This window comes from Novosphingobium sp. 9U (assembly GCF_902506425.1).
Taxonomy (GTDB): Bacteria; Pseudomonadota; Alphaproteobacteria; order Sphingomonadales; family Sphingomonadaceae; genus Novosphingobium.
The window spans coordinates 2,265,230-2,286,849 of sequence record NZ_LR732469.1 but is presented as its reverse complement, the minus strand read 5'-3'; the positions used below and the strand labels follow the sequence as shown (position 1 = coordinate 2,286,849).

General features: G+C 57.0%; 17 protein-coding genes and 6 pseudogenes. 6 read left to right on the top strand and 17 right to left on the bottom strand.

Going from position 1 to position 21,620, the window contains the following annotated elements; translation table 11 throughout:
* Positions 1-129 precede the first annotated feature (129 nt).
* The 4 genes and pseudogenes from GV044_RS10740 to GV044_RS22730 all read right to left on the bottom strand — a co-directional run.
* Complete coding sequence (locus tag GV044_RS10740; protein ID WP_159869278.1) at positions 130-810, bottom strand: TetR/AcrR family transcriptional regulator; 681 nt, start codon at positions 808-810, stop codon at positions 130-132.
* Positions 811-873: 63 nt separating this feature from the next.
* A complete protein-coding gene (locus tag GV044_RS10735) occupies positions 874-1,614 on the bottom strand; it encodes a 3'(2'),5'-bisphosphate nucleotidase CysQ (RefSeq protein ID WP_159869274.1) in 741 nt (246 codons plus the stop codon).
* Positions 1,614-2,080, bottom strand: a pseudogene (cysC, locus tag GV044_RS10730) (adenylyl-sulfate kinase); the annotation flags it as partial. The gene GV044_RS10735 and the pseudogene cysC, both read right to left, overlap by 1 nt.
* Position 2,081: 1 nt before the next feature.
* On the bottom strand, positions 2,082-2,159 hold a 78-nt coding region (locus tag GV044_RS22730), incomplete at its 3' end, for a hypothetical protein (protein WP_256377264.1).
* A gap of 173 nt (positions 2,160-2,332) precedes the next feature.
* Between GV044_RS22730 and GV044_RS10725 the strand changes: the two are divergent.
* Positions 2,333-2,739 (top strand): annotated as a pseudogene (locus tag GV044_RS10725) (DDE-type integrase/transposase/recombinase); the annotation flags it as partial.
* 268 nt (positions 2,740-3,007) lie between these two features.
* Here the strand turns inward: GV044_RS10725 and GV044_RS10720 are convergent.
* The 6 genes from GV044_RS10720 to gmd all read right to left on the bottom strand — a co-directional run bounded on the left by GV044_RS10720 (position 3,008) and on the right by gmd (position 11,952).
* Positions 3,008-4,147, bottom strand: a complete 1,140-nt coding sequence (locus tag GV044_RS10720; protein ID WP_159869267.1) for a glycosyltransferase family 1 protein — start codon at positions 4,145-4,147, stop codon at positions 3,008-3,010.
* Positions 4,148-4,149: 2 nt separating this feature from the next.
* Entirely contained in the window at positions 4,150-5,364 is a 1,215-nt protein-coding gene (locus GV044_RS10715; RefSeq protein WP_159869264.1) for a glycosyltransferase, read from the bottom strand.
* 7 nt (positions 5,365-5,371) lie between these two features.
* Positions 5,372-7,759 (bottom strand): FkbM family methyltransferase, encoded by a 2,388-nt coding sequence (locus tag GV044_RS10710; protein ID WP_236554858.1) that lies wholly within the window; start codon positions 7,757-7,759, stop codon positions 5,372-5,374.
* A 103-nt stretch (positions 7,760-7,862) separates the two neighbouring features.
* Positions 7,863-9,044, bottom strand: coding sequence for a right-handed parallel beta-helix repeat-containing protein (locus GV044_RS10705; RefSeq protein WP_201299050.1), 1,182 nt, complete (start codon positions 9,042-9,044; stop codon positions 7,863-7,865).
* 879 nt (positions 9,045-9,923) lie between these two features.
* Positions 9,924-10,826 carry a GDP-mannose 4,6-dehydratase gene (locus GV044_RS10700; protein WP_159869258.1) on the bottom strand — a complete coding sequence of 301 codons (903 nt, stop codon included), beginning with the start codon at positions 10,824-10,826 and terminating at the stop codon, positions 9,924-9,926.
* A 91-nt stretch (positions 10,827-10,917) separates the two neighbouring features.
* Positions 10,918-11,952 carry a GDP-mannose 4,6-dehydratase gene (gene gmd / locus GV044_RS10695; protein WP_159869255.1) on the bottom strand — a complete coding sequence of 345 codons (1,035 nt, stop codon included), beginning with the start codon at positions 11,950-11,952 and terminating at the stop codon, positions 10,918-10,920.
* Between the two features lie 519 nt (positions 11,953-12,471).
* On the opposite strand from gmd, the pseudogene GV044_RS22120 reads away from it, so the two are divergent.
* Positions 12,472-12,637: pseudogene (locus tag GV044_RS22120) on the top strand (IS3 family transposase); the annotation flags it as partial.
* 246 nt (positions 12,638-12,883) lie between these two features.
* Here the strand turns inward: GV044_RS22120 and GV044_RS10690 are convergent.
* A complete protein-coding gene (locus GV044_RS10690; protein WP_159869252.1) occupies positions 12,884-13,972 on the bottom strand; it encodes an IS5 family transposase in 1,089 nt (362 codons plus the stop codon).
* A gap of 833 nt (positions 13,973-14,805) precedes the next feature.
* On the opposite strand from GV044_RS10690, the gene GV044_RS22725 reads away from it, so the two are divergent.
* Positions 14,806-14,931, top strand: a complete 126-nt coding sequence (locus GV044_RS22725; RefSeq protein WP_371741612.1) for a glycosyltransferase — start codon at positions 14,806-14,808, stop codon at positions 14,929-14,931.
* On the opposite strand, the gene GV044_RS10675 is transcribed toward GV044_RS22725, so the two are convergent.
* Complete coding sequence (locus GV044_RS10675) at positions 14,886-15,107, bottom strand: transposase (RefSeq protein WP_236554857.1); 222 nt, start codon at positions 15,105-15,107, stop codon at positions 14,886-14,888. The genes GV044_RS22725 and GV044_RS10675 overlap by 46 nt on opposite strands.
* Before the next feature lie 29 nt (positions 15,108-15,136).
* Here GV044_RS10675 and GV044_RS10670 point away from each other — a divergent pair.
* Positions 15,137-15,826 (top strand): annotated as a pseudogene (locus GV044_RS10670) (IS66 family transposase); the annotation flags it as partial.
* A gap of 48 nt (positions 15,827-15,874) precedes the next feature.
* Here GV044_RS10670 and GV044_RS10665 read toward each other — a convergent pair.
* A pseudogene (locus tag GV044_RS10665) lies at positions 15,875-16,042 on the bottom strand (transposase); the annotation flags it as partial.
* A gap of 56 nt (positions 16,043-16,098) precedes the next feature.
* Positions 16,099-16,919, bottom strand: a pseudogene (locus tag GV044_RS10660) (transposase).
* A 495-nt stretch (positions 16,920-17,414) separates the two neighbouring features.
* Between GV044_RS10660 and GV044_RS10655 the strand changes: the two are divergent.
* Entirely contained in the window at positions 17,415-18,038 is a 624-nt protein-coding gene (locus tag GV044_RS10655; RefSeq protein WP_159869240.1) for an outer membrane protein, read from the top strand.
* A 45-nt stretch (positions 18,039-18,083) separates the two neighbouring features.
* Here GV044_RS10655 and GV044_RS10650 read toward each other — a convergent pair whose 3' ends face one another.
* The 3 genes from GV044_RS10650 to kdsA all read right to left on the bottom strand — a co-directional run bounded on the left by GV044_RS10650 (position 18,084) and on the right by kdsA (position 20,427).
* Positions 18,084-18,365 carry a hypothetical protein gene (locus tag GV044_RS10650; RefSeq protein ID WP_236554856.1) on the bottom strand — a complete coding sequence of 94 codons (282 nt, stop codon included), beginning with the start codon at positions 18,363-18,365 and terminating at the stop codon, positions 18,084-18,086.
* 139 nt (positions 18,366-18,504) lie between these two features.
* Positions 18,505-19,530, bottom strand: a complete 1,026-nt coding sequence (locus GV044_RS10645) for a phytanoyl-CoA dioxygenase family protein (protein WP_159869234.1) — start codon at positions 19,528-19,530, stop codon at positions 18,505-18,507.
* 60 nt (positions 19,531-19,590) lie between these two features.
* Positions 19,591-20,427 (bottom strand): 3-deoxy-8-phosphooctulonate synthase, encoded by an 837-nt coding sequence (gene kdsA, locus GV044_RS10640; protein ID WP_159869231.1) that lies wholly within the window; start codon positions 20,425-20,427, stop codon positions 19,591-19,593.
* 199 nt (positions 20,428-20,626) lie between these two features.
* Between kdsA and GV044_RS10635 the strand changes: the two genes are divergently transcribed.
* On the top strand, positions 20,627-21,619 hold the full coding sequence (locus tag GV044_RS10635) for an SIS domain-containing protein (RefSeq protein WP_159871257.1): 993 nt from the start codon (positions 20,627-20,629) through the stop codon (positions 21,617-21,619).
* Position 21,620: the final 1 nt, after the last annotated feature.

Sequence of the window (21,620 nt, the reverse complement as noted above, 5' to 3'; positions counted from 1 at the left end):
TCCTCGCTGGCCGGCGCCGAGCCCCGGCACTACGCCCCCAAAGGGCTATCAAACCTGTGCGCCTGCACAAGCGGCATGTGCCGCGTCGCGTCAATGACGCTGGCAGCGCTCATCGCCCGAGCGAAGGCGTTACTTTGCAGCGGTGGGCCGCACCCGCTCGGCAATCTCGGCGAATGCCTCGACACGCATGGTGCCGAACAGCGAGAGTCGCACGATCTCCTGGCTGAAGCGGCGGCTGAGTTCGAGCCGCTGCTTGGGCGTATGGGCATGGGCGCGCGCCAGGATCGGCCAGAAGAACACGCCGGCGAGGTTGACGACCGAGAGCACGTCGACGTCGATCCCCGGCTCGGCCATGTTGGTTCGCGCGAACCGACCGAACGAGCCCGAGTATTCACGCCAGAACGGATCCTGGCGCGGGTCCGGCGAGGCGAGCACCTGCTGCAGCCAGACGCGGCACATGTCGGGATTGTCCATCGCGAAGTCGCACAACCGCTCGGCCATGGCGAGCGGATCGACTTCCTCCACGCGGCGCTCGCCGATCGTCGCGGGATCGCCGAAGACGGCGCGGAACAGCTTGTCGGACACCCACTGCACGGTCGCCTCGATCAAGCGCTCGCGCGTCTCGAAATGCTGGTAGGCGGTGCCGCGATTGACCGCTGCCAGGTGCGCCACTGCGGACAGGCTGACGCCCTCGGGACCATCCTTGGCAAGCAGGTTGCTCGCCGCTTCGAGGATGGTCTCACGCGTGGCGATAGGATCGCGCACTCGGCGGCGGGTCTTGGCTTCGACGGCGGATGCGGCTGCGCTCATCGCTGAAGCATAGCCGCCAAAGCACTAATCGACAATGTTGATCAGATAGGAAGGCGGTGCCGCTTATCCGAGCGCTGCGACCTCCGCCAGCACGCGCTCGGCATGCTCCTTCCGGCAGATCAGCAGGTCCGGCATATAGACGTCCTGCTGGTTGTACACCAGCGGCGAGCCGTCGATCCGCGAGGCGTGCAGCCCCCAGCCGAGCGCGACTGCGACCGGCGCGCAGCTGTCCCACTCGTATTGCCCGCCCGAGTGGAGGTAGATGTCCGCTTCGCCGCGCAGGATCGCCATGGCCTTGGCACCAGCCGAACCCATCGGCACCAACTCGGCGCCCAGGACCTTGGCCACCTGGGTCGCCTCGCGCGCGGGACGCGTGCGGCTGACCACCATGCGCAACGTCTCGGGCGCGGGTGGCACCTCGCCGGGCTGGTCGGAGCGGAGCACTGCATCGCACCCAGGCAGCGCCACGGCGCCGAGCACCGGCTGGCCGTCCACCGCCATGCCGACATGCACCGCCCAGTCCTGGCGTTCCTCGCCGTACTCGCGCGTGCCGTCGACCGGATCGACGATCCACACGCGGCTCTGCGCCAGGCGCTCGGCGTTGTCCTTTTCCTCCTCGGAGAGCAGGCCATCGTCCGGCCGCTGCTCACGCAAGGCATGGACCAGGAACTGGTTGGCCGTCTGGTCGCCCGCCTTTCCGAGAGCCTTGCCACCGAACACCCCCGAGGCACGGACCTGGAGCAGGATCTTGCCCGCCTGCTCCGCCAGATGCGCGGCGAGATCGCCATCGTTTTCGATCGGCATCAAGCGTCTCCGAGCAGTCGGTCGATGATCAGGTCGGCGGCCTGTTCGGCAGTGATCGCCTGGGTATCGATGCGGATCTCGGGATTGCGCGGCGCTTCGTAGGGGCTGTCGATCCCGGTGAAGTTCTTCAGCTCGCCCGAGCGCGCCTTTTTGTACAGGCCCTTCACGTCGCGGCTCTCGGCGACGCGCAGCGGCGTATCGATGAACACCTCGATGAACTCGCCTTCGGGCAGCATCGAGCGCACCATGTCGCGCTCGGCCTGGAACGGCGAGATGAACGCGGTGATCACGATCAGCCCGGAGTCGGTCATCAGCTTGGCGACTTCGCCGACGCGGCGAATGTTCTCGATGCGGTCGGCCTCGGTGAAGCCCAGGTCCTTGTTGAGGCCGTGACGCACGTTGTCGCCATCGAGCAGGAAGGTGTGCCGGTTCATGCGGTACAGCTTCTTCTCGACCAGGTTGGCGANCACCTGCGATTGGTCCGCCGCGACCGCAGCACCTCGCCAGGAACTGACGCTTTCGCACCATGCGGCACACTGACCCAATTCGAACTCGCACCCTCTGGCGCATGGTGCGAATGCTCGTCACCACCATCAGCATCACCCACAAACGTCATGCTCATCTCCTAAACCAGGAGACGCCTCCTCACGCGCTCGCCCGCTGCCGTCCATGTGGGGCGCTCGCAGCGCTAACGCCGCTGCCGTCGTGCAGGAACGAAGTCTGGGCGATGGACTTCGTGTCCGATGCCCTGTTCAATGGAAAGCGCTTCCGCGCCTTGACCGTCGTTGATGCGTACACCCGCGAATGCCTGGCGATCCATGTCGATCAGGGTATCAAGGGCGAGCAGGTGTTGGCCGTCATGGATCGCCTGCTGTTCGAGCGGGACGATGCACCTGCCAAGATCAGGGTGGACAACGGCCCGGGATTTATCTCTCGGGCCCTCGACCATTGGGCCTACATCAACCGCGTCACGCTCAATTTCAGCAAGCCGGGAAAGCCTACGAACAATGCCTTTGTGGAAAGCTTCAACGGTCGGCTGCGCGATGATGCCTCAACACGCACTGATTCTTGTCTTTGGACGACGCCAGGAGCAAGATCGAGGCGTGGCGAACGGACTTTAACGAGACCTGACCTCACACAACCCTGGGTTCATGACACCGGCCGAATTTGCTTCATCGGCCGGGTTGACCCCGGCCGATGAACAGCCGGATCTCTCCTTCTGGCCGGTGGCAGAACTGGGACAGGGTCAAAGGGGTCACGTCACCATGTTTCTAGCCGGAAAAAATCCGGGGAGCACGTCTCGCAGCTAATGTCGCAGCTCCCTTGATACGTGGACGATTGTTCCTCCACCGTTTTCGTCAATGGCGGGCATGAGACCTCGTCTAGACCGGGTTCATAACGTGCGCATAGTATCCATCATTTCCTTGAACATGTTGTCGTAGGTGAACGTGTCCGATCGGTCCCGCAGACGCGCTACGCGCGCAGCAAGAGTTCCGTTGCGGCGCTCTTGCGTGAACTGCGAAAACGCTTGCGTGAACGAGGCGATGGAGTGCGGGTCGAAGTAGATTCCGTCTTCACCCATCACCTCAGGGATCGAGGTGCTGCAACTTGCGAGAACCGGAACTGACTGGGCCATAGCTTCAAGCACCGGTAAGCCAAAACCTTCAAAGAGCGATGGGTACACCAGTGCTTGGGCCGCCGACAACAAAGCTGCCTTTTGCTTTTGTGACACAAAGCCGAAGTGAACTATGCGCCCCGACTGTATCGCCCATTCCAGCTCGTGATGTCTGACCTGATCAAAAAAAGACGTCCCCCAGCCGTCGCGCCCGCAGAATACGAAACGGCAAGCATCAAGAACTCCAGGATTTTGTTGCAACCAAGCCAGTAAAAGGGAAACGTTTTTACGTGGTTCTATGGTTCCAAGACACAGAATGTATGGTTCTGCTGTTCTGTCAAAGCTGCGAGAGATGAATTCATTTGCAAGAGCGAGATCGGTGTTGTGACCCAAGTACGTTACCTGAATCTTCTTCTCCGGTACATCGAAGAACCACTGCAGGTCGAGTGCCGTCGACTTTGATATCGTGAAGAACTGGTCTGCCGTTTCAATCTGCGCAGCGAGTTCGTTCAAGTGGAACCGAATTGTATCGTCAGCGTGGGTTTCCGGAACGCTAAGGTACGACAAGTCATAATAGAGATGGGCTTCTTTGCGAAACCGACGGAAAGCCGGTTTAACATGAAGAAACAAGGCTAAATCTTTAGCCGGATCGACAGATGGGCATTGACCTACAGGCTTAACCGCGTTTGCGGCGAAAGCTTCACGAAGCTTGCGGCCATGGCGTTCTTCAACACAACTTTCGATAACCGTAGGGTCAACGATGTGCTGGAATGCACTAAACTGATAGTGGAAATCATCTTCCCTGACGCTCAATGCTCGAGACGCCACTTCACAAACCACGTTTGATATGCCTGTGAACTGTTCTTCCCACAAGGGGGCAATGTCGATGACTAAATTGGAGCGTGCTTTGTGAAACATTTTCACTGAACTCCCGCCACTTTCCTGAAATCCTGGTCAAAACGAGAAAGTCCGTAACGCTCTTCCACAGTCTGACGGGCTCTGGCGCTCTTTGCGTTGCGCATTGCGGAAGTCATATCTGTTGCCTTGGCGAACGATGTCATTAGTTCCTCCTGCTCTGGAGGAAAGTGCGTTAGCTTGAGACTGCCCGCCAGAGCACTAAAATGCGCATCCGCGGTCGCAGAGCTTGTCGGAAGAACAAGTGCATTTTCTTCGGTGATATAGTCGCCCATTGCCGTAGCGGTCGAACTGATTGGGACCATTCCAACAGCCATGGCTTCTATCAACGGGAGGTTAAGGCCTTCTGCTGAGGATGATGAAATGTAGAAATCGAACTTTTTATAAAGACCAACCATCTGGGACGATAAAATATTTTTTCCAAAAAAGTATATGTCTTCAGATATATTTTCAGTACCAAAATGCTTTTCCAAAATCTCTATAGAATGTTCTGCGAGTGTAGTTACATTATCGATTACAAGCTTAATGACTAAAGCAGATTTTTTGCTTTTCCCAATGCTACTTTTATATTTTGTAAATGCTTGAACCAACGATGCAAAGTTTTTCCGGCGATCCCATGGGTTCATAACGATGAAAAACACGTGATGATAATTCTCCCGCACTGCTCCGAGAGATGAATAAGCAAAATTATGCGGTTCGCTAGGAGCGTAGTGGCAACAAACAATATCGCCTGAGAACTCGTGACGCTTATCCATCAAAGCCACCACCGGCGGTGGTAGTGCGACTGCACTTCTAACTCCGTACCTTTTTAAATTGCTTGCACTGAATGAAGACCAGCACATAACCCGTTCGGCACGCTTCATAATAGCGACATAATTATTGTTTGGATTTCCATCTAAGCATTCTTTGCTAAATTCCGGAAATTCCCAGCCGCATACAAAGAAATTTCTAACACCGAACATAGGGCGGATATGTTCGATTGGTTTTACGGCTATATGGATGTCTTCAGCAGAAATATGGGCGAGATGACGCGCCTCTTCCGACTGATAAATGTCAGGTGCTGAGATATTCCATGTGTGAATGTGAATCTTTTCTAGAGCTTCGTGGTACATCTTCGATATAAGTTTCCATGAATAATGTGCCTTCCCGTAAACTATTTCTTTAGAATTGGAGAATGGTAGTCGCTCATGGCCAATTGCATCGCTGATAAAAACTTTCACGACCACCTCATTCTGCGATTTTTAAGATGTCTTCGACAGTCATATACAGTTTAGTTTGACTCTCAGCTTTTGTCTGGTTATTTATAAGTGCGTGATAATGCCGCTCCGCCAAATCACAATTATGGTGAACGCCGTTTTCTATTTCAACGATTAAACCAATAACCTCATCAATGCGCCGAGTTACTTCAAAATTGGAATTATCCATGCGGCACGTTACTTTTTCGAAAGTAGATCTAAGGTTTTCAGTTGAAGTGACAACTTCATCAAGGCGAATACTCATGTCAATGACAGAATAATTGACACGGCGTACCGCTCTTTCCATAGTAGAATCACCATCTTGGTCATAGAACGCTCGAAAAATCCACCCTACTAATGGTAAGTGAGTGCGTCTGTGACGAGCAATCATATGACTCAAGCCATCTACTTCTACCTTGTATCTCCGCCCTTCGCGCGAGCTTCGCAATTGGCTGAGAATAGAAGCTTTCGTCCAGCCAGATCTAAGGCGTGATATATAATAATTTTCTCCGTCCGGGTCAGGAAGACGACCTAATAACGTAAGGTACGCACATCTTAAAAACGATACCCCTGACAAGGACAGCAGAGATTGCAAATTAGAAGCTGGCTTTGTGCTATCTACCGAAACTTCTGAGTTTTCAAATATCGCTTCTCGAAAATGTTTCATTTCACCCTTATTCCGCGCAAGGTAACTGGAAGATCGTACTGAAATATCACGTTCCCATGACGACATATCATATAGACCTAGTTTGGACGCCATCCGTCGAACACGTCCAGCTAAGCCCGTGCTTCGTTGTTGACGGACAGCGCAAACAAGAGCCTCATACCCTGCTTTGGTGTTTTCTAAATTCAAAATAATCTTATCAGATTGGAGCAGAAGTTGTTTACGCTCATCGTAAAGTTTGCTTAAGGTTTGTTGAGATAGAGCTATTTGCTCGAGCATATCGGAAATCACGCTTTCGGATTCGCTAATGCGGGAAGTCAGCGCCATGATCGTTGCGTCAGTCTCACTGCTTTTACGTGCAAGTTCCTGACGCGCATTCTCAAGAAGAGCATTTAATCTCTCGCCTTTTTGTTTGGCATCGAAAATCTGATCTTCCCACTCAATCCGGTCAAGTTCCCACGCGGAGAGGCGCGCGCTTAGTTCCTTGTCAGCGCGCTCAAGCTGCACACGTACCTCAGCCTGCAGCCTTTCATATCCTGCGACACTGTCGATGTGCTTATCGGTAAGTTCGGAAAATTGTTTTCGTGCCGCTTCTTCCCGTTTCGCCCATTCGACGGCATTGCGGTCGCCACTTTCCACTCGCGAGACTAATGCCGCGATTGTCCAAGCGGCCTTTTCACGGGTGTTTGAAGAGGTTTGCCGTTCCTCGTGGAGTAGCTTTTCGTAACGATCGCATTTCTCACTGGCCAACAAGATTTTCGCTTGCAGCGAGGCAACATCCCTCGCCCATGCGGACGTACGTTCATCAAGTAAAGTGGCGGTGTGCTCTCGATCAAAGGTTAATGCTTGAACTGCCCTTTCCAATTCCTGCTTTTGGCTCTCAACATGTTGATAATTCTCAAGGAGCTTGGCGCTAGCTGTTCTGGCTTGCGTTGCTGCCTCAGCCGCCTTTGCCGCGGCAGCTTGAAGCCGAAGGGTATCGTTCTCGTGTTCTCGGCATATTTCGCCCACCGAAAAGTGATGCGAAGCTACTTGAAATGCATCAAACACGTTTGGCGGTGTTTCGAAAGCTGCATCGAGCTCCGAATGGCTATCCGAGACAAAAAAGCGACTTAGCCCATCAAAATGCACTTCATGGTAGCCGCGAACGCTAACTTTCTGGACCCATGCAGCTTCCGTCTTCCGCTGGCTGTTTGGATGCGTAGCCTCAATCACGAGTATCCAGGGTCGAACGTTACATTCGCCCCAGCTGTCCAAGACGTCGGCCTCCATGCCCTCAACATCAATCTTCAGCCAATGAATGTCGTCTGCCGTGACGGAACGTAGTACACTGGCCAAGGTGACTACGGGGACGGTGGTAACGTCCACCTCATACCCGATCTGGCGGTGCTCTTCGGCAATCAAGGCAATCCCTGTAGAAAGGCCGGTGCCGCGGATGCAAAAAAATGTGATGGGATCCTGCGAAGTCCCCACTGCAGCCTGGATGACCAAGTCTTCAGGGCGATCGTTTCTCAGGGCGTCGGCGTAAGTGACGTTCGGATCAACATTCACCCCCCTCCAACCCCGTAGGTAGAAGGCTTTGCTTACGGAATCGACCACCGGATCCTGGGCGCCGATATCAACATAGGCGCCATTCTGTACATGCCGGAGAGCCCTCCACAGCAGTACATCTTCAAAATTCTGAGAGTAAGATAGAATTGATCTTCCATTCGTCATAATATCTAACGCCGAAACAAAATGAAAAAGATTCTAAGATATCAATCCGTTTTTACTTGAAATGTTTAGAATCACGAGATATCAACCTTGAAGTGGAAATGTCCTATTGATTTCTATTTAATAGGCAGCCACGAGTCTCTATATTTACCTCATCCTTAATATCCGTCGTTAGAAAATTACGCGATTCTTTGGAGACATTTATCGCCGGCCAGACTCTATGCCCGCAGTCCGAATTCGCCATTCCGCCTGACATCGTAACCGAATTGCCCTGAATGGTCATTCCTCCGGTGAGGTGGTCCACGTTTATGCCCAGTTGGGCGTTGCTCACCTTGTTGGCTGATACGGTACCGCCGAATGTTTTTGCGGGATACCACGGTTCGCCGCCAATCATTATCCCATAGCCACAACGCCGAGAACGGCCACAATCGATTTTGTTTTGAGACGTAACGCTGCCAGAAAAATTGCCACTGGTGTTGCTCCATGCATGGAGCATCAATTCGGCAAATGATGCACGTTTGAATGAGGATGAGTGTCTAAAGCTGTTGTTTTTTACGATGCACTCCGTGCATCCTCCAAAGATAAGTTGGACGTCGGTATTATCTAAGAAGGTGTTGTTTTGGATCACCGCGCTGGCAGCATCGTGGACGGTGATGCCATCCGCCCACATCATGAGGGTATCGTGCTGCCCATTGGGACCAATCAAACTGTCCGTCACAGACAACCCTTTCACCCCGGCCATCACCTCGAGCGCTGTGTAACAACTGAAATTCCTAAGCACCACATTGGCCATGTGAAAGCTATCGCCTTTCACGCGAATTCCCCCGGCAAGCGGACGGTGTATATCATTCAAGCAAATACGCTTTTCCCAAACCTTGCTCCGATCCACCCCTCCTTGAATAATAAGCGACTGTAGGACAACATTGTGCCCTTCAATCTCAATAGGCATTTTCCCTGATTCCGAGGATGGCAGCATACCCACCAACAATACTGCACAGCTTTCTTCGGCTTTGTGTGAGCATGGTGCTGATCCCCTTATAACCTTTGTTTTTATAGTTATAGAGCTTCTTATTTTAAGCTGCTGTGAGATTTTATATTTGCCTGGCGGTATTTCTATAACTGCGCCTTTTTCAGCATTATCGATGCAGTCATTTAATGTAGTTGAAGCATCTATACTTTCGTTCTTGTATTTTTCAATAGGACAATCGATATTTTTAGATGAGGAGGGGGAGGTGATTTGGAAGAAGGATGGTAACGATAAAATAAATATCGTAAAAGCGATTTTCATGGTAATCCTTTGTTGTGGAAACTCGCGCTAAAGTTGCTTGATTATAACGAGAGTCTTGCGATTAAGCATCTCGCGCGCGCAGAGGCAGGCGTCGGCTCCTTAGCCACGAGGAAGCCAAACGTTGTGGTAGTCGTAGTCTAGAATGACCAGTGTCTCATGGGCATCGGCCAGGTCGTTGAACAGCTTCCGGGTCGTCTGGGTACGATGTAAGGCCACACGAGCTTAGTTATACGCAATGTACAAACGGCGCGCGCAGATGAACTTTATAGCCGCGAAGAGATTGGCGACGTTCTAATATCGGGTGGCGATCAAACCCGGAACCGTTTTAGCCCGTTCAAAAAGTGCACGAGATTGATCTGGCGGTAGAGCCATAACGAGAAGCCAAGGCGCTGCTTGTGGTGGAGTGTTGGGAATGGTAGCCCTGATATTTCTGACCACGGCGGCTTTGTGAATGGCGGTGCTGCATAGCTTCGTCGCCGAGCGGAGGCACCGTTTGGAGCGACCTCAATCAGCGCTTCAGCTTCGCACGCATCGCGACCCTGCCGCCCATCAGTCGCAGGTACCAGGATGCCCATCAGCATCGAGTTTAGTCGTAAGGCCCGGGAAAGTCCCATGTCATGATGCTTTGTCGATCAAGATTATTAAGCGTTCGGACAACGCAACGGACCTTTAAATTCTGCTGCAACTCTGGGTATTTTAGCGCACATAGCGTGGCTAGGCCTGTGCTATCGACCATAGAAGACCGAGAAATCTCTATTACTTCATCAAATTGAAAAGCAAACATGCATCAAATACGTTTGCTCACCAGATGATCCCCTACTTACCAATTATTCATGCTTGGCGATGATGGATAATATTCACATCGCCAAGCATGTCTTATTATCCACCAAGCATCCAAGACAGCGTGTCGTGCAACTCGTGGGCGGGCAGCTGTCCAGTCAGATTTTCGATCTTGCTGCGGTCGCCCCACAACGTTTTTACCTCGTTCTCTCGGACGAAAGCGGGGTTGACGGTGACATCAAAATCATGACCTGAAATTTGCTGGATCATCGATATCACATCTCGCAGCGTCTGCGCTTTGCCAGAACAGATGTTGAAGACTTGGCCAATAGCCTGAGGATCGTTCAGCAGTGCGGCGTAAGAAAGCACTACGTCGCGCACGTCAGAAAAATCGCGCGCTACATCCAGATTTCCTAGTTCAATCGTCGTCGCGCCGCGTCGGACGTGATCGATGATCTTGGGAATGACGAAATTGATTGCTTGCCCGACACCGGTATAGTTGAACGGCCTTGCGGTGATAATTGGAAGCCGGTCCTGGTAGAGGCGCGCTACAAACTCCATCGCCAGCTTGCTGACCGCGTAATCGTTAATCGGATCGGGCGCGACGGTCTCGTCGATCGCGCCACTGACGCGATTGCCATAGATATTGGCGCTGGACGCAAGGAGCACTGCATCGGCGCTGCCTGCGGCACTCACCGCCTCCAGAAGATTGCGGCTGCCTACGACATTGGTCCGGTAGATGTCCTCGACTATACCGTGCGAGACGAAAGCGATCGCAGCCAGATGTGCGACCTTGTCGGGCTGCTCGGCGATAAAGACTTCCTTAAGGCCCTGCGCGTCGGTAAGATCGCATATGTGGGAGGAGGCCAAGCCTTCGATCGGCGTGGTAATGGCGCTATGCGAGATGCCAACCACCTCATGCCCCCGCCCTGCCAGTGCCGTCGCCAGATAGCGGCCCGTGAAGCCATCCACGCCGGTAATCAATATTTTGCTCATAACCATCTCACCGTCGCTGGTAGTGTGCTACCCGGCGGCGGCAAGCACCGCTGGGTTACACCTCGCTATTTACTCGACCGACTTCCTGTCAGGGAGGTCAGAAGGATGCGTTCACGCTGTTCCGCAGGATGTCGGCATCGACCATCATCTTGCAGAGCTGCTCCAACGTCGTTTCCGGTTTCCAGCCCAGCTTGCTCGTCGCCTTTTCCGGATCACCGATCAGCAGGTCGACTTCCGCAGGGCGATAGAAGCGCGGATTGACCCTCATAACCGTTTTGCCAGTGGCGGTATCGACCGCAATTTCCTGGTCTTCCTTGCCGGAAAATTCAACGTCGATATCCGCTGCCTTAAACGCCATCTGCACGAAGTCGCGGACGGTTTCTGTCCGGTTGGTCGCCAGCACATAGGTGTCGGGTTCGTCAGCCTGCAGCATTCGCCACATGCCTTCGACATATTCCTTGGCAAAGCCCCAGTCACGCCGCGGATCGAGATTGCCCAGTTCCAGGCAATCGAGCTTGCCGAGCTTCACCTTGGCGACGCTGTCGGTAATCTTGCGGGTTACGAATTCGCGGCCCCGCAGTGGGCTTTCATGGTTGAAGAGAATGCCGCTGCATCCGAAGATATCGTAGCTTTCACGATAGTTAACCGTGATCCAGTGCGCATAGAGCTTGGCAACGCCATAGGGACTGCGCGGATAGAAAGGCGTGTCTTCCTTTTGTGGCACGGCCTGCACCTTACCGAACATCTCCGACGTGCTCGCCTGGTAAAAACGGATCTTGGGATCAACGATCCGTATCGCTTCCAACAGGTTGAGTGGGCCAATGCCGGTGATTTCGGCGGTTGTGACAGGCTGGTCGAAAGACACGCCGACAAAACTCTGCGCGGCAAGGTTGTATACTTCGGTGGCGCCTGTAGTCTGCAGCAACCGGATGCTGGAAGACAAATCCGTCAAATCATATTCCACCAAGGTCAGATTGGGGTGATTGGCAACGCCAACTTCCTCGATCCGCCAGAAGTTCACGGAACTCGTCCTGCGATAGGTGCCGTAGACCTTGTACCCTTTGCCCAGCAGCAGTTCGGCCAGATAAGCACCATCCTGGCCGGAAATTCCCGTTACTATCGCGGTCTTCATATGTTCCCTCATGTGACACAAACATCCGGCGTCAGGCCGGCAAAAGCGATCCGAGCGGCTGTGTCGTCCATCCTTACGCCGGATGCAACTCCGAGCATCGAGTTTACAATTAGAAAAGGATATCTGAAGGACACGAGGTAGCTAGCGGATGCTTCATGCTATTGGAGGTGGTCTGGAGAATCTGAGTACTGAGAAAATTAAATTTTTTCCTGAGAGCAGCGAGGGGCTGCGAGACAAGAGCAGAATGAGCAATCGACCACGGCGCAACCACAGTCTGGCTTTCCAAGGCTAAGGTGCCGCTTGCCGCGATTAAGGGCGAGAATGACGCTGGCGAATGATTTTTTGGAAGGCCCGCTCAGCAAAGCAGGTCTGTTGCCGAGCGAAAGTGATGATAAACTGGTCCCACACGGTGCCAATGAAGCGTCAGCCGCAAGAACCTTAGTCACGGGATATCGATCACGATGAAAGCCGGCTTTGCATCGAAGTACCCGTGGAAGCCTTGGCGCGCTACGGCAAGCGGAAATCTTCAATACAGATCAGGGTAGCCAATTCACCTGCCAAGCCTCCACCGGCGCACTCCGGCGCGAAGGGATTTCCATCAGCATGGATGGCCGGGGTGCCTTGGTGGGCTAATGCCATGATCGAGCGCCTGTGGCGTTCAGTGAAGTACGTGAAAGTATATCTGCATCGGTCAGTGGGAGCCGCAGTCCGATTAGCCGACATTTGGGTCCTACAACGCCCGGAGGCCTCCTTCGAGCCGTGGTGCCTATTCGCCCGATCAAACCTACTTTAACAATCGGACACCTCGAAGAACCGTCTGATTTCGGCATGATGGCAAGGTGAAGGCGCGCGGACGAATTGGGCGCCTCAGTTTTTGGGGCTGATCCGCTGATTTCCGTAACGGATCCGAGAGCACAGGCCGTTTTCGGCGTCATGCGGTCGCAATTCGCCCCTCCAGCCAAGCCAGTCGCTGCAAATTATAGGCGAGATTCGCCATCCCAATCTTGATGCGGGCGCGAGCGATGCCGATGGTGCGTACCGCAAGGCCCATGCGGTGCTTTTGCCCGGCGAAGACGTGCTCGACGGCGGAGCGAACCACCGACCGCTTCGCATTGGCCCGTGCAATACGCTCGGGCATCGGGCGGCGATGCGGCTTTCGCTGGTGGATGTGGCTGGTGAACATGCCCTTGGCCGGGAACGCCTCGTTCTTCTTTGATCGGTAGGCCGTATCGGCCCAGACGCCCGAGGCCGTGTTATCTGGACTGATCAACACCGGCAGCCTTGCGCCATCATGAGCATTGGCGGCGCTGGCATCCCAGGTGCGGATCAAGCCATGTGCGCGATCGATCCCTATGTGGTTTTTGTAGCCGAACATGGGGATGGCAAGATCGACCGGCTTGAAGGCCTTGGGGGCCGCGCCTTCCTTGACCTTCGCCTTGGTGTACTTGACGCTCCAGCGGGCATCGCGATCCTTTTGCCGGATCTTCGCAGGGTTATCCTTCCAGCGCTCGGGTATCCGGCCCTCCTTGATAGCCGCCTTCTCCTCCTCGGTGTTCCGCTGCTTCGGGGCCGGCACTACGGTCGCGTCGATGATCTGCCCGCCCATGGCAAGGTACCCTCGGTCTGTGAGCGCGGCATCGAAGCGGGCAAATAGCCTGTCGATCGCCTTGGCCTTCACCAGACGCTCCCGAAACAGCCACACTGTCGTCGCGTCGGGTACCGTGCCATCCAGGCCAAGCCCCAGAAAACGCTGGAAAGAGAGGCGATCTTTGATCTGGAACTCGGTGGCTTCGTCCGAAAGCGAGTAGAGCGCCTGGAGTACGAGGATCTTGAACATGGGGACCGGATCAAGCGGCGGGCGGCCACCCTTGCCGCGAGGACTATGGCGCAGCGCCGCGACCAGCGGTCCTCGGAAAACTTCAAAGTCCACCACTGCCGCCAGACGCTCCAGCGGATCGCCCGCCGCGCTCAATGCCTCATATCGGTACGAACGATCGAAGAAACCCGGCTGCCCTGCCATCATCGCCTCCGCTATCGCGCAAAGGCAGTGAATCACTTCACGCCGTCACACGCCACGAGTTTTTCGAGGTGTCCAATCTGCTACCGGCCTTGCAGAGTGATTTTTGCATCGACTTGCGGGTTATCTCTCCGCAAGCGGCAGCTCGAACAACCAAACCGCAGACGATCCGTCCATTAAACGTCAAAGGCATTCAAAATGAAGTAAGCCACTTTTGTCGACTTCGATCAGCCCGTCCAGTGATCACTGCGACTCTCCTTATAAAATGTTATAATTAGATTAATCAATCTGGTGCGAAAACTGCATGTAGCGGTTAAAAGTTCATATAGTAACTTCCGAATACGGATGAACCTTGAGAACTCTTCTGCAGGAACAACTAAAAGACTTGACTATGTAACTTATTCAAGGGCCCCTAACCCATCTGCTAAAGTCCAGTATTATATTACATACGGGTGCCGTAACAGGGGAGTCTCACCCAAAGAATTGGCACTTTTTACGCACAGGGAACATGAACCCGCGGCGGCTGAGCGATTTAACCGTGCAGCGCGAGAGATCGATGTCGCCATATCGATGTCGAACACAACCGATAAGATCATTGCATATATGGGCGTTAGTAAAAGCATCTGCATATCGCCTGGCGTTGAACTTGATCTGTTCAGGCCTTTGGTCCGCATCGGCGTCGTTGGCCGGACCTACCATACCGGCCGCAAGGGTGATGCGCTGGTCCGCGCAGTGACGGACGTGCCAGATATCGAATGGCATTTCACTGGCGAAGGATGGCGTGGCCCGGCGCAGAATATCGACGAAGACAAGTTACCTGATTTCTACAGGTCTATATACTCGTTCCCGCCATCAATGAAGGCGGTCCAATGTCCGTATTGGAAAGCTTGGCGTGCGGAACACCTGTCATTGCATCTTATGTTGCCGCAGCACGCCGGCGGAAATTACGGCGCCAGGTGTAGATCAAACCCGTCGAAACATCGTGCCGCCGCGCGACCTGCGCCACCAAAGCGCCTGGCGCAAACGCCTCGCTCAAAATCTGCACCCGCTCCTCGTCGCTCCACCCTCGCCGCCGCGCTGGGCCGCCAAAAACCGTCACCTGGCCCACACCAACTCCTACGCGTACTTTTAAGAGCATGCTTAAGAGCGCTCGCTCACCTGCACGGCACCCGCAAGCGGAGCACGCGTTGGGATTTCCCTGCCGATCTGCCGCGCGAAAGGGTCGTGATCCCTGCACCCGAGACCTGCCCGTGCTGCGGCTCGGACGATCTGAGCCACTTGCCCGCAGACATAACCGAGACGCTCGAGCGAGTGCCGGCTCGCCATAAGGTGATCCAGACCGTGCGGGAAAAAGTCTCCTGCCGCCGCTGCGAGAAGATGGGCCAGCCTCCGGCACCGTTCCACGTAACCCCACGCGGGATGTTCGGCCCGCACTTCCTGGCAAGCCTTGCTTCCCAAAAACACGGGCTGCATCAGCCTCTCAACAGCCGGCGTGACCGCCTCGAGCGAGAGGGCATTTCCTTGAGCCTCTCGACGCTGGCGGATCAGATCGGGGCGATCTGCGTGGCGGTGAAGCCGCTGTTCCTGCATCTGGAGCCCCACGCGCTTGCGGCAGATCGGCTGCACGCCGACGACACCACAGTACCGCTGCTCGCCAAGCACAAGGCCGAGGTAGCGCGGATCTGGGACTACATCCGCGACGATCGCCCGTTTAGCGGCCCGGCACCGCCGGTGGCGCTGTGCTACTACTCGCGTAACCACAAGGGCGAGCATCCGCGGGCACATCTGGCCGGGTACAGCGGGATCCTCCAGGTCGACAGGTTTGCCGGCTTCAACGAGCTGTTCCGCGACGGCCGCGTCGAGCATCTGCTTGCGCAGCTCACGGCGCCAAGTGAATAGCTGTGAGAGGCACATCGCATGCCTGCGCGCCACAGCGCTGATGGACTCTTGACCCGAGTAGCTCTCAGCGATGATCGAGACCTTTACCTCAGGTAGCCAATTCCGGCGCTTTCCTGCCCCGTTGAAGATCTCAAGCCGCTGAGCCCCGCTAGTACCAGCATCGTCATATGACATCGTCATAGTACCAGCCTCTTCACCCCGATCAAAGGCGGCGAGACTCGGCCACCCGATCATACGCGCAAGGTGGGGCTCAGGCGCCGCTTACATTTCTTCAGCCAGGCAGCGAGGTCGCTCTTCGCCTCTGGCGGCGCGCGGCGGTCATTGATCCATGGCAGCTCCTGAAGGCAATCGTCGTCTGCTTTGCGTGGAAGATGGTCGAGAGCGTTGGGCAGGAAGTGGACATAGCAGCGCTGGAACCAGGCGTCGGGGAGCACCTCGCGAACGGCTGCGCGCAAGCCGGCATGATCGTCGGCAACGATATATTCAACGCCCTGTAGACCACGCTCTTTGAGGCCGACCAGGAAATCCTTCCACGACGAGCGGCTCTCGCGATTCGCGAGCTCAACCGCGAGGATCTGTCGCCGGACTTCCAATCGACGCCAAGCGCGATGGGCACCGCGCATGAGCGAACGACGCCTGCCTGGCGGACCTTCTCATTTTTGGCGGCGATGATGGGACAGGCGGACGGCTCATCCAGCCGGCGTCGGGCAAACGCCGTCAGGCTTTCGTCCAACTGCTTGTTGATCGCCAAGATCGTCAAGGCGGAGAAGCTGTGGCCACACAGCTTGGGTGATTGCCTTTACCTTGCGGGTCGAAACACCCTGCACGTACATCTCTGCCAGCGATGCCACGAGCGCCTATTTCGACGGCTGATAGCGCTCGAATAACTCGGTCGAGAACCGCCCGTCACGGCCTTGGGGCACTCGCAACTCGAGCTTGCGACGCGCGTGACAAGCGTCCGGTTGTAATGCCCAGACCGATAACCGACCCGGCCGTCCGCGCGCTCGCTCTTCGAAGCGCCAAGCGACCCGATCATCTCTGCTTCGAGCATTGCCTGCAGCAGATCCTGGACGATCTTGCGCAACGCGTCGTGGTTCGCGCCCATCAGCTCTTTGACGGCAGCGGTCTATGGCTTATTCTCATTCCTGGTCATGGTGGGGCTCCATCGGAGTTGGTGAAGTCAGACATCACCAGCCTGCCGTGGCCGCTCAGATCCTCAACGGATTTTGCAGAACCTCCCGCACATTAACCGCTCGCGGATGTTAATTTGCTACTCGCGGCCGCCCATGCCCTGTAGATGATCTCGCATACGGACGCTGCCCCGTCCTCCAAGCATCGCCGCCGTCTTCCTCTGAGCACAGGGCTAGTGAGACAGTCGCACACAAGGTGAGCGGAAGCGCTTAACGAGGGTACGTCTGCCGTACCCCCGCCATGTTGCACAATCGTCACATCTGCTCACAATTTGCTAGGTGGTGGTGTTCCCATTGCAACCTTCGAGGTCCAAGGGCCGTTCCCGCACTCGAAATTAGATGCTCAAGGAGTGATTATGAATACCAAGGCTCTCACGCTCGCAGCGATCGTCGCAGCAGGCTTCGCAGCGCAGCCCGCGTTCGCACAGGACACGGCTCCCGAAGTGGCTGCCAACGGAACCTCGTTCCGCGGCGTCCGCCTTGAGGCCAATGCCGGCGGCGACCGCTTCATGTCCGAGGGCGAGCACAACGACAAGTTCGGCTATGGCGGAACCATCGGCTTCGATGGCACGCTGGGCGATCGCGTTGTGATCGGTGCCGAGGGCAGCTACTGGGTACCGGGCAAGGGCAACGAGAACTGCACCGGCCTGCCGAACAACAACAGCATCTGCCACAAGGGTTTTCAGGAAATCGGCGCGGCTGTTCGCGTTGGTTATCTTGTCACCCCGCAGTTCCTGCTGTTCGGCAAGGGTGGCTACGTTAACCGCGAGCAGCGCAAGCGCATCGACGGCCCGACCGGCACCCAGCTGGTCTACGACCACTACAATGCCGACGGCTACCAACTGGGCGGCGGCGCCGAGTTCACCCTCACCCAGGGTCGTGCGCCGGTCTACGTAAACGCGCAGTACGTCTACTCGAACTTCCACGGTCACTCGTCCGCCCAGCGCGTGATGGGCGGCATTGGCATCCGCTTCAAGTAAGCATTGTGAAGGCCGCCCGGTACACCACGGCACCGGGCGGGCTTCTCACTTCCGATTGATAAAATCGGCGTTCATGATGCTGGCAAGACCGCACGTCGCCAGCACCGGTCCGACCCAATCGATGGTCTGGTCCAGCTTTGGCCAGACACGGACGTCGAACACCGCCCACCGTGGCATGTTCGCGCGCAAGCCGGCGCCGTAGAGCTCAATCCAGCGGTATTCGGCCTGGGCCACTTCGCGCCCGATGAAATAGCCTGACGCCAGCGCGGCTCCGGTCCACCATCGACCCGTCAGCAGTCCGACGATGGCTTGCACGGCCAGCGCCACAAGCGCGTGCTCAAGGTACATCATGGCAAAGCACCGTACCGTTCATGGACCGGTGGCATCCAGGTATTCGGCGCAAACCATCTGAGAGCGTCCCTGCGGAGCTGGTCGGATAGCCTGCCTCGGCCCTTGCGCCCCACCCTCATGTCTCCATGTCCGTCGGTGTGCGGACGCCGACAGATCGCCAAGGCTGGCCGATCTGCGCCTCCCACCGATCGCGCAAGCTCCAGAGCCAGGAAATACGCCGCTCGGCGAGACCGGGAATGCTCAGCAGATCTCCCCCGAGCCATGGCAGGAACGGGTTGCGCCGCGCATAGGACCACAGCTCCACACGCTCGCCGGCCTGCACCGCAGCGCCGCGCGCGTGAAACCCCACCGTATCAGCCACGACCAGTGTGTTTCCCGTGACCGTCACCGCCTCGGCATCCGACAGGTCCATCGCTTGCAGGTCTTGGGGCGACACGCGGGGCGAGCCGCGCGCCGACAAACGGTCGATGCTCGTCGGTTCGGCGAGACTGCGCCGCTTTTCCCAAGCCAGCCGCTCCGGCGTGAAGCGGTGCGATCCACGCACGAAGGTAAACGGGCCTTGCTCCTCGCTCACGGGATTGAGGAACAGCCACGCTTTCAACGAAGCATGAAAACTGTCGGCATGAAGCGCTTCCTGCGGGTCGGCCTCACTCGCACCGTCGCGGCTGACGATAGTTTGCACATAATGCAGCGGCGTCGTGCGGAAGCTGGCGACGTAGTGGAACAGCGCGACTAGGTCCTTGCGCCTCAGCAGTGCCCGCAAGCCCGGAACGGCGGCGAGCATGGCCGGGTCGATCGCCAGCCTACGCGTGATCGCATCACCTTGCCGCATCTCTCGGGCAGGGCCTTGATAACCGAGGATTGCCGCCCGAAAAGCGGCGAACTGCTCCGGAGGAACCACATTGGGGATGACGACGAAGCCGTCGCGGTCGAACGCCTCGCGCCATGCGGGGGGAACCTTGCCGGCCAGGCGCCGGCGACGCCAAGCCGTCAGCCGCGCCGCCATCCGCACCCGGCCGACGTGAAGCCCAAGCCCGTTGATCCGCGGCGATCCGATGATGGGATTATCGAGAAAGCTTTTGGCCCCGGTGAGCAGTTGCACCGCCCACCATGGCGCGAGGAAAGCCGTCCTGATGTTCATCGTCGTTCGCCGTCGGGATCCATCGCGCGCCGCTTGCCGCCAAGCTGGTTCCACGCCGCGTCAGTCTGCGGCAGACTTCACCACCATGTCGATAGCCTGGAGCCGCGCCACCAGTGCCTCGAAGCGATTGAGCGGCAAAGCGTTCGGCCCATCCGACAAGGCTTTGGCCGGGTCGGGATGCGTTTCCATGAACACGCCCGAGACGCCTGCCGCTACGGCCGCGCGCGCCAGCAGCGGCACGAACTCGCTCTGCCCGCCGGAGCTCTCTCCGAGCGCGCCGGGCTGTTGCACCGAATGAGTCGCGTCGAACACCACCGGGCAGCCGGTCTGCGCCATGATCGCCAGGCCCCGCATGTCGGAGACCAGATTGTTGTAGCCGAAGGACGTACCCCGGTCACAGACCATGAACGCGTCGGCGTCGCAGCCGGCGGCGGTGGCCGCATTGCGGGCCTTGGCGACGACTTGCGCCATGTCGGCGGGCGCCATGAACTGCGCCTTCTTGATGTTCACCGGCTTGCCCGAGGCGGCGACCGCAGCGATGAAATCGGTCTGGCGAGCGAGAAATGCCGGGGTCTGGAGAATGTCCACCACTTGCGCTACGGCTTCGACTTGCGATGCTTCGTGCACGTCGGTGAGAATCGGCAGCCCGGTCTCTTTGCGGACTTTGTCGAGGATGCGCAGCCCTTCGTCCATGCCGGGCCCGCGGAACGAGCGGTCTGAGCTGCGGTTCGCCTTGTCGAACGAACTCTTGAACACGATCATCAGATCACGGCGCTGCGCCACTTCGGCAAGAGTCCGGGCTACAGACAGCACCAGTTCCTCGCTCTCGATCACGCAGGGACCGGCGATCACGAACAGCGGTGAACTTGCTCCAATTTGGCGATTGCCAAAGATCATTCTTTACTACCCTCGCAGCCAGCTAAGTTCTTGATTCATGGCGTAACCTGCGGAAAGCGGCAGACGCTGGCTGGCCGGTTTGCGCCAGCACGACTCATTGGGACCAAACCAAACGACTGGCAATCCCGCACTGCATCATTTATCGAGGGTGCGCGCCGTAACCTTTTGCGCAAGCTGTCAGAAGCACGAAATCATGCAAATGTCTCCGGAACTGGTATCGTCGCGGTCATCCGCATCGGCGCTCAAGACCCTCGACATAGAAATGAAAGCGCTGGAGCGGCTGCGCGACGCCATGAGCGCGCCCCAGCTGGGCGGAGCCATCGAGGCCACTCTGCAGGCCATTGTCGCGACGCGGGGCCGGGTCATCGTCACCGGCATCGGCAAGAGCGGCCAGATCGCGTCCAAGATCGCCGCGACCATGCGGTCGACGGGCACCTCGGCACTCTACCTTCACCCTAGCGAAGCCAGCCACGGCGACCTCGGCATCATCACCGATGACGATATCGTGCTGGCCATCACCTGGTCGGGCGAGACGGCCGAGCTGGGCGATATTCTCCACTATTGCCGGCACCGTGGCATCAAGCTGATCGTCGCGACGTCGCAGGCGGACAGCACCGCGGGGCGCGCCGCCGACATCTGCCTGATCATGCCCCAGGTGCGCGAGGCCTGCCCCAATGAGCTGGCGCCCACCTCGTCAACGACTTTGCAGCTGGTGTTGGGCGATGCGCTGGCCGTAGCGCTGATCGAGGCGCGCGGCTTCACCCCCTCGGACTTTCGCGCCTTCCATCCCGGCGGTCGCCTGGGCGCCCAGCTCTGCGAAGTGGGGCAGATCATGGGCACGGGCGAGTCGGTGCCGCGAGTCGATCGCGATGCCTCGCTGAAAAGCGCGACGATCGAGATGAGCCTCAAGCGCTATGGCTGCACCGCTGTGGTGAATGAGGACAATGTCCTGGTCGGCGCCTTTACCGATGGCGATCTGCGCCGCTGCATCGCCGTTCATGACCTTAACGATAAGATCGGCCTGCACATGTCCGCGCGGCCGGTCACGGTCACATCGGCGACTCTGGCGTCTGAGGCGCTTCGGCTGCTGAACGAGAACGCCGTGTCGGTGCTGTTCGTCGTGGACGACACCAGCAAGCTGACGGGGATCGTGCACATGCACGACATCATCCGGGCAGGTGTTGTCGCCTGAC

Bases quoted from the DNA above. Each gene is read 5' to 3' on its own strand.
- GV044_RS10740 (WP_159869278.1), bottom strand. From the start codon at position 810: ATGAGCGCAGCCGCATCCGCCGTCGAAGCCAAGACCCGCCGCCGAGTG.
- GV044_RS10735 (WP_159869274.1), bottom strand. From the start codon at position 1,614: ATGCCGATCGAAAACGATGGCGATCTCGCCGCGCATCTGGCGGAGCAG.
- GV044_RS10720 (WP_159869267.1), bottom strand. From the start codon at position 4,147: ATGTTTCACAAAGCACGCTCCAATTTAGTCATCGACATTGCCCCCTTG.
- GV044_RS10710 (WP_236554858.1), bottom strand. From the start codon at position 7,759: ATGACGAATGGAAGATCAATTCTATCTTACTCTCAGAATTTTGAAGAT.
- GV044_RS10705 (WP_201299050.1), bottom strand. From the start codon at position 9,044: ATGAAAATCGCTTTTACGATATTTATTTTATCGTTACCATCCTTCTTC.
- GV044_RS10700 (WP_159869258.1), bottom strand. From the start codon at position 10,826: ATGGTTATGAGCAAAATATTGATTACCGGCGTGGATGGCTTCACGGGC.
- gmd (WP_159869255.1), bottom strand. From the start codon at position 11,952: ATGAAGACCGCGATAGTAACGGGAATTTCCGGCCAGGATGGTGCTTAT.
- GV044_RS10690 (WP_159869252.1), bottom strand. From the start codon at position 13,972: ATGGCAGGGCAGCCGGGTTTCTTCGATCGTTCGTACCGATATGAGGCA.
- GV044_RS10675 (WP_236554857.1), bottom strand. From the start codon at position 15,107: ATGCTCTTAAAAGTACGCGTAGGAGTTGGTGTGGGCCAGGTGACGGTT.
- GV044_RS10655 (WP_159869240.1), top strand. From the start codon at position 17,415: ATGAATACCAAGGCTCTCACGCTCGCAGCGATCGTCGCAGCAGGCTTC.
- GV044_RS10645 (WP_159869234.1), bottom strand. From the start codon at position 19,530: ATGAACATCAGGACGGCTTTCCTCGCGCCATGGTGGGCGGTGCAACTG.
- kdsA (WP_159869231.1), bottom strand. From the start codon at position 20,427: ATGATCTTTGGCAATCGCCAAATTGGAGCAAGTTCACCGCTGTTCGTG.
- GV044_RS10635 (WP_159871257.1), top strand. From the start codon at position 20,627: ATGTCTCCGGAACTGGTATCGTCGCGGTCATCCGCATCGGCGCTCAAG.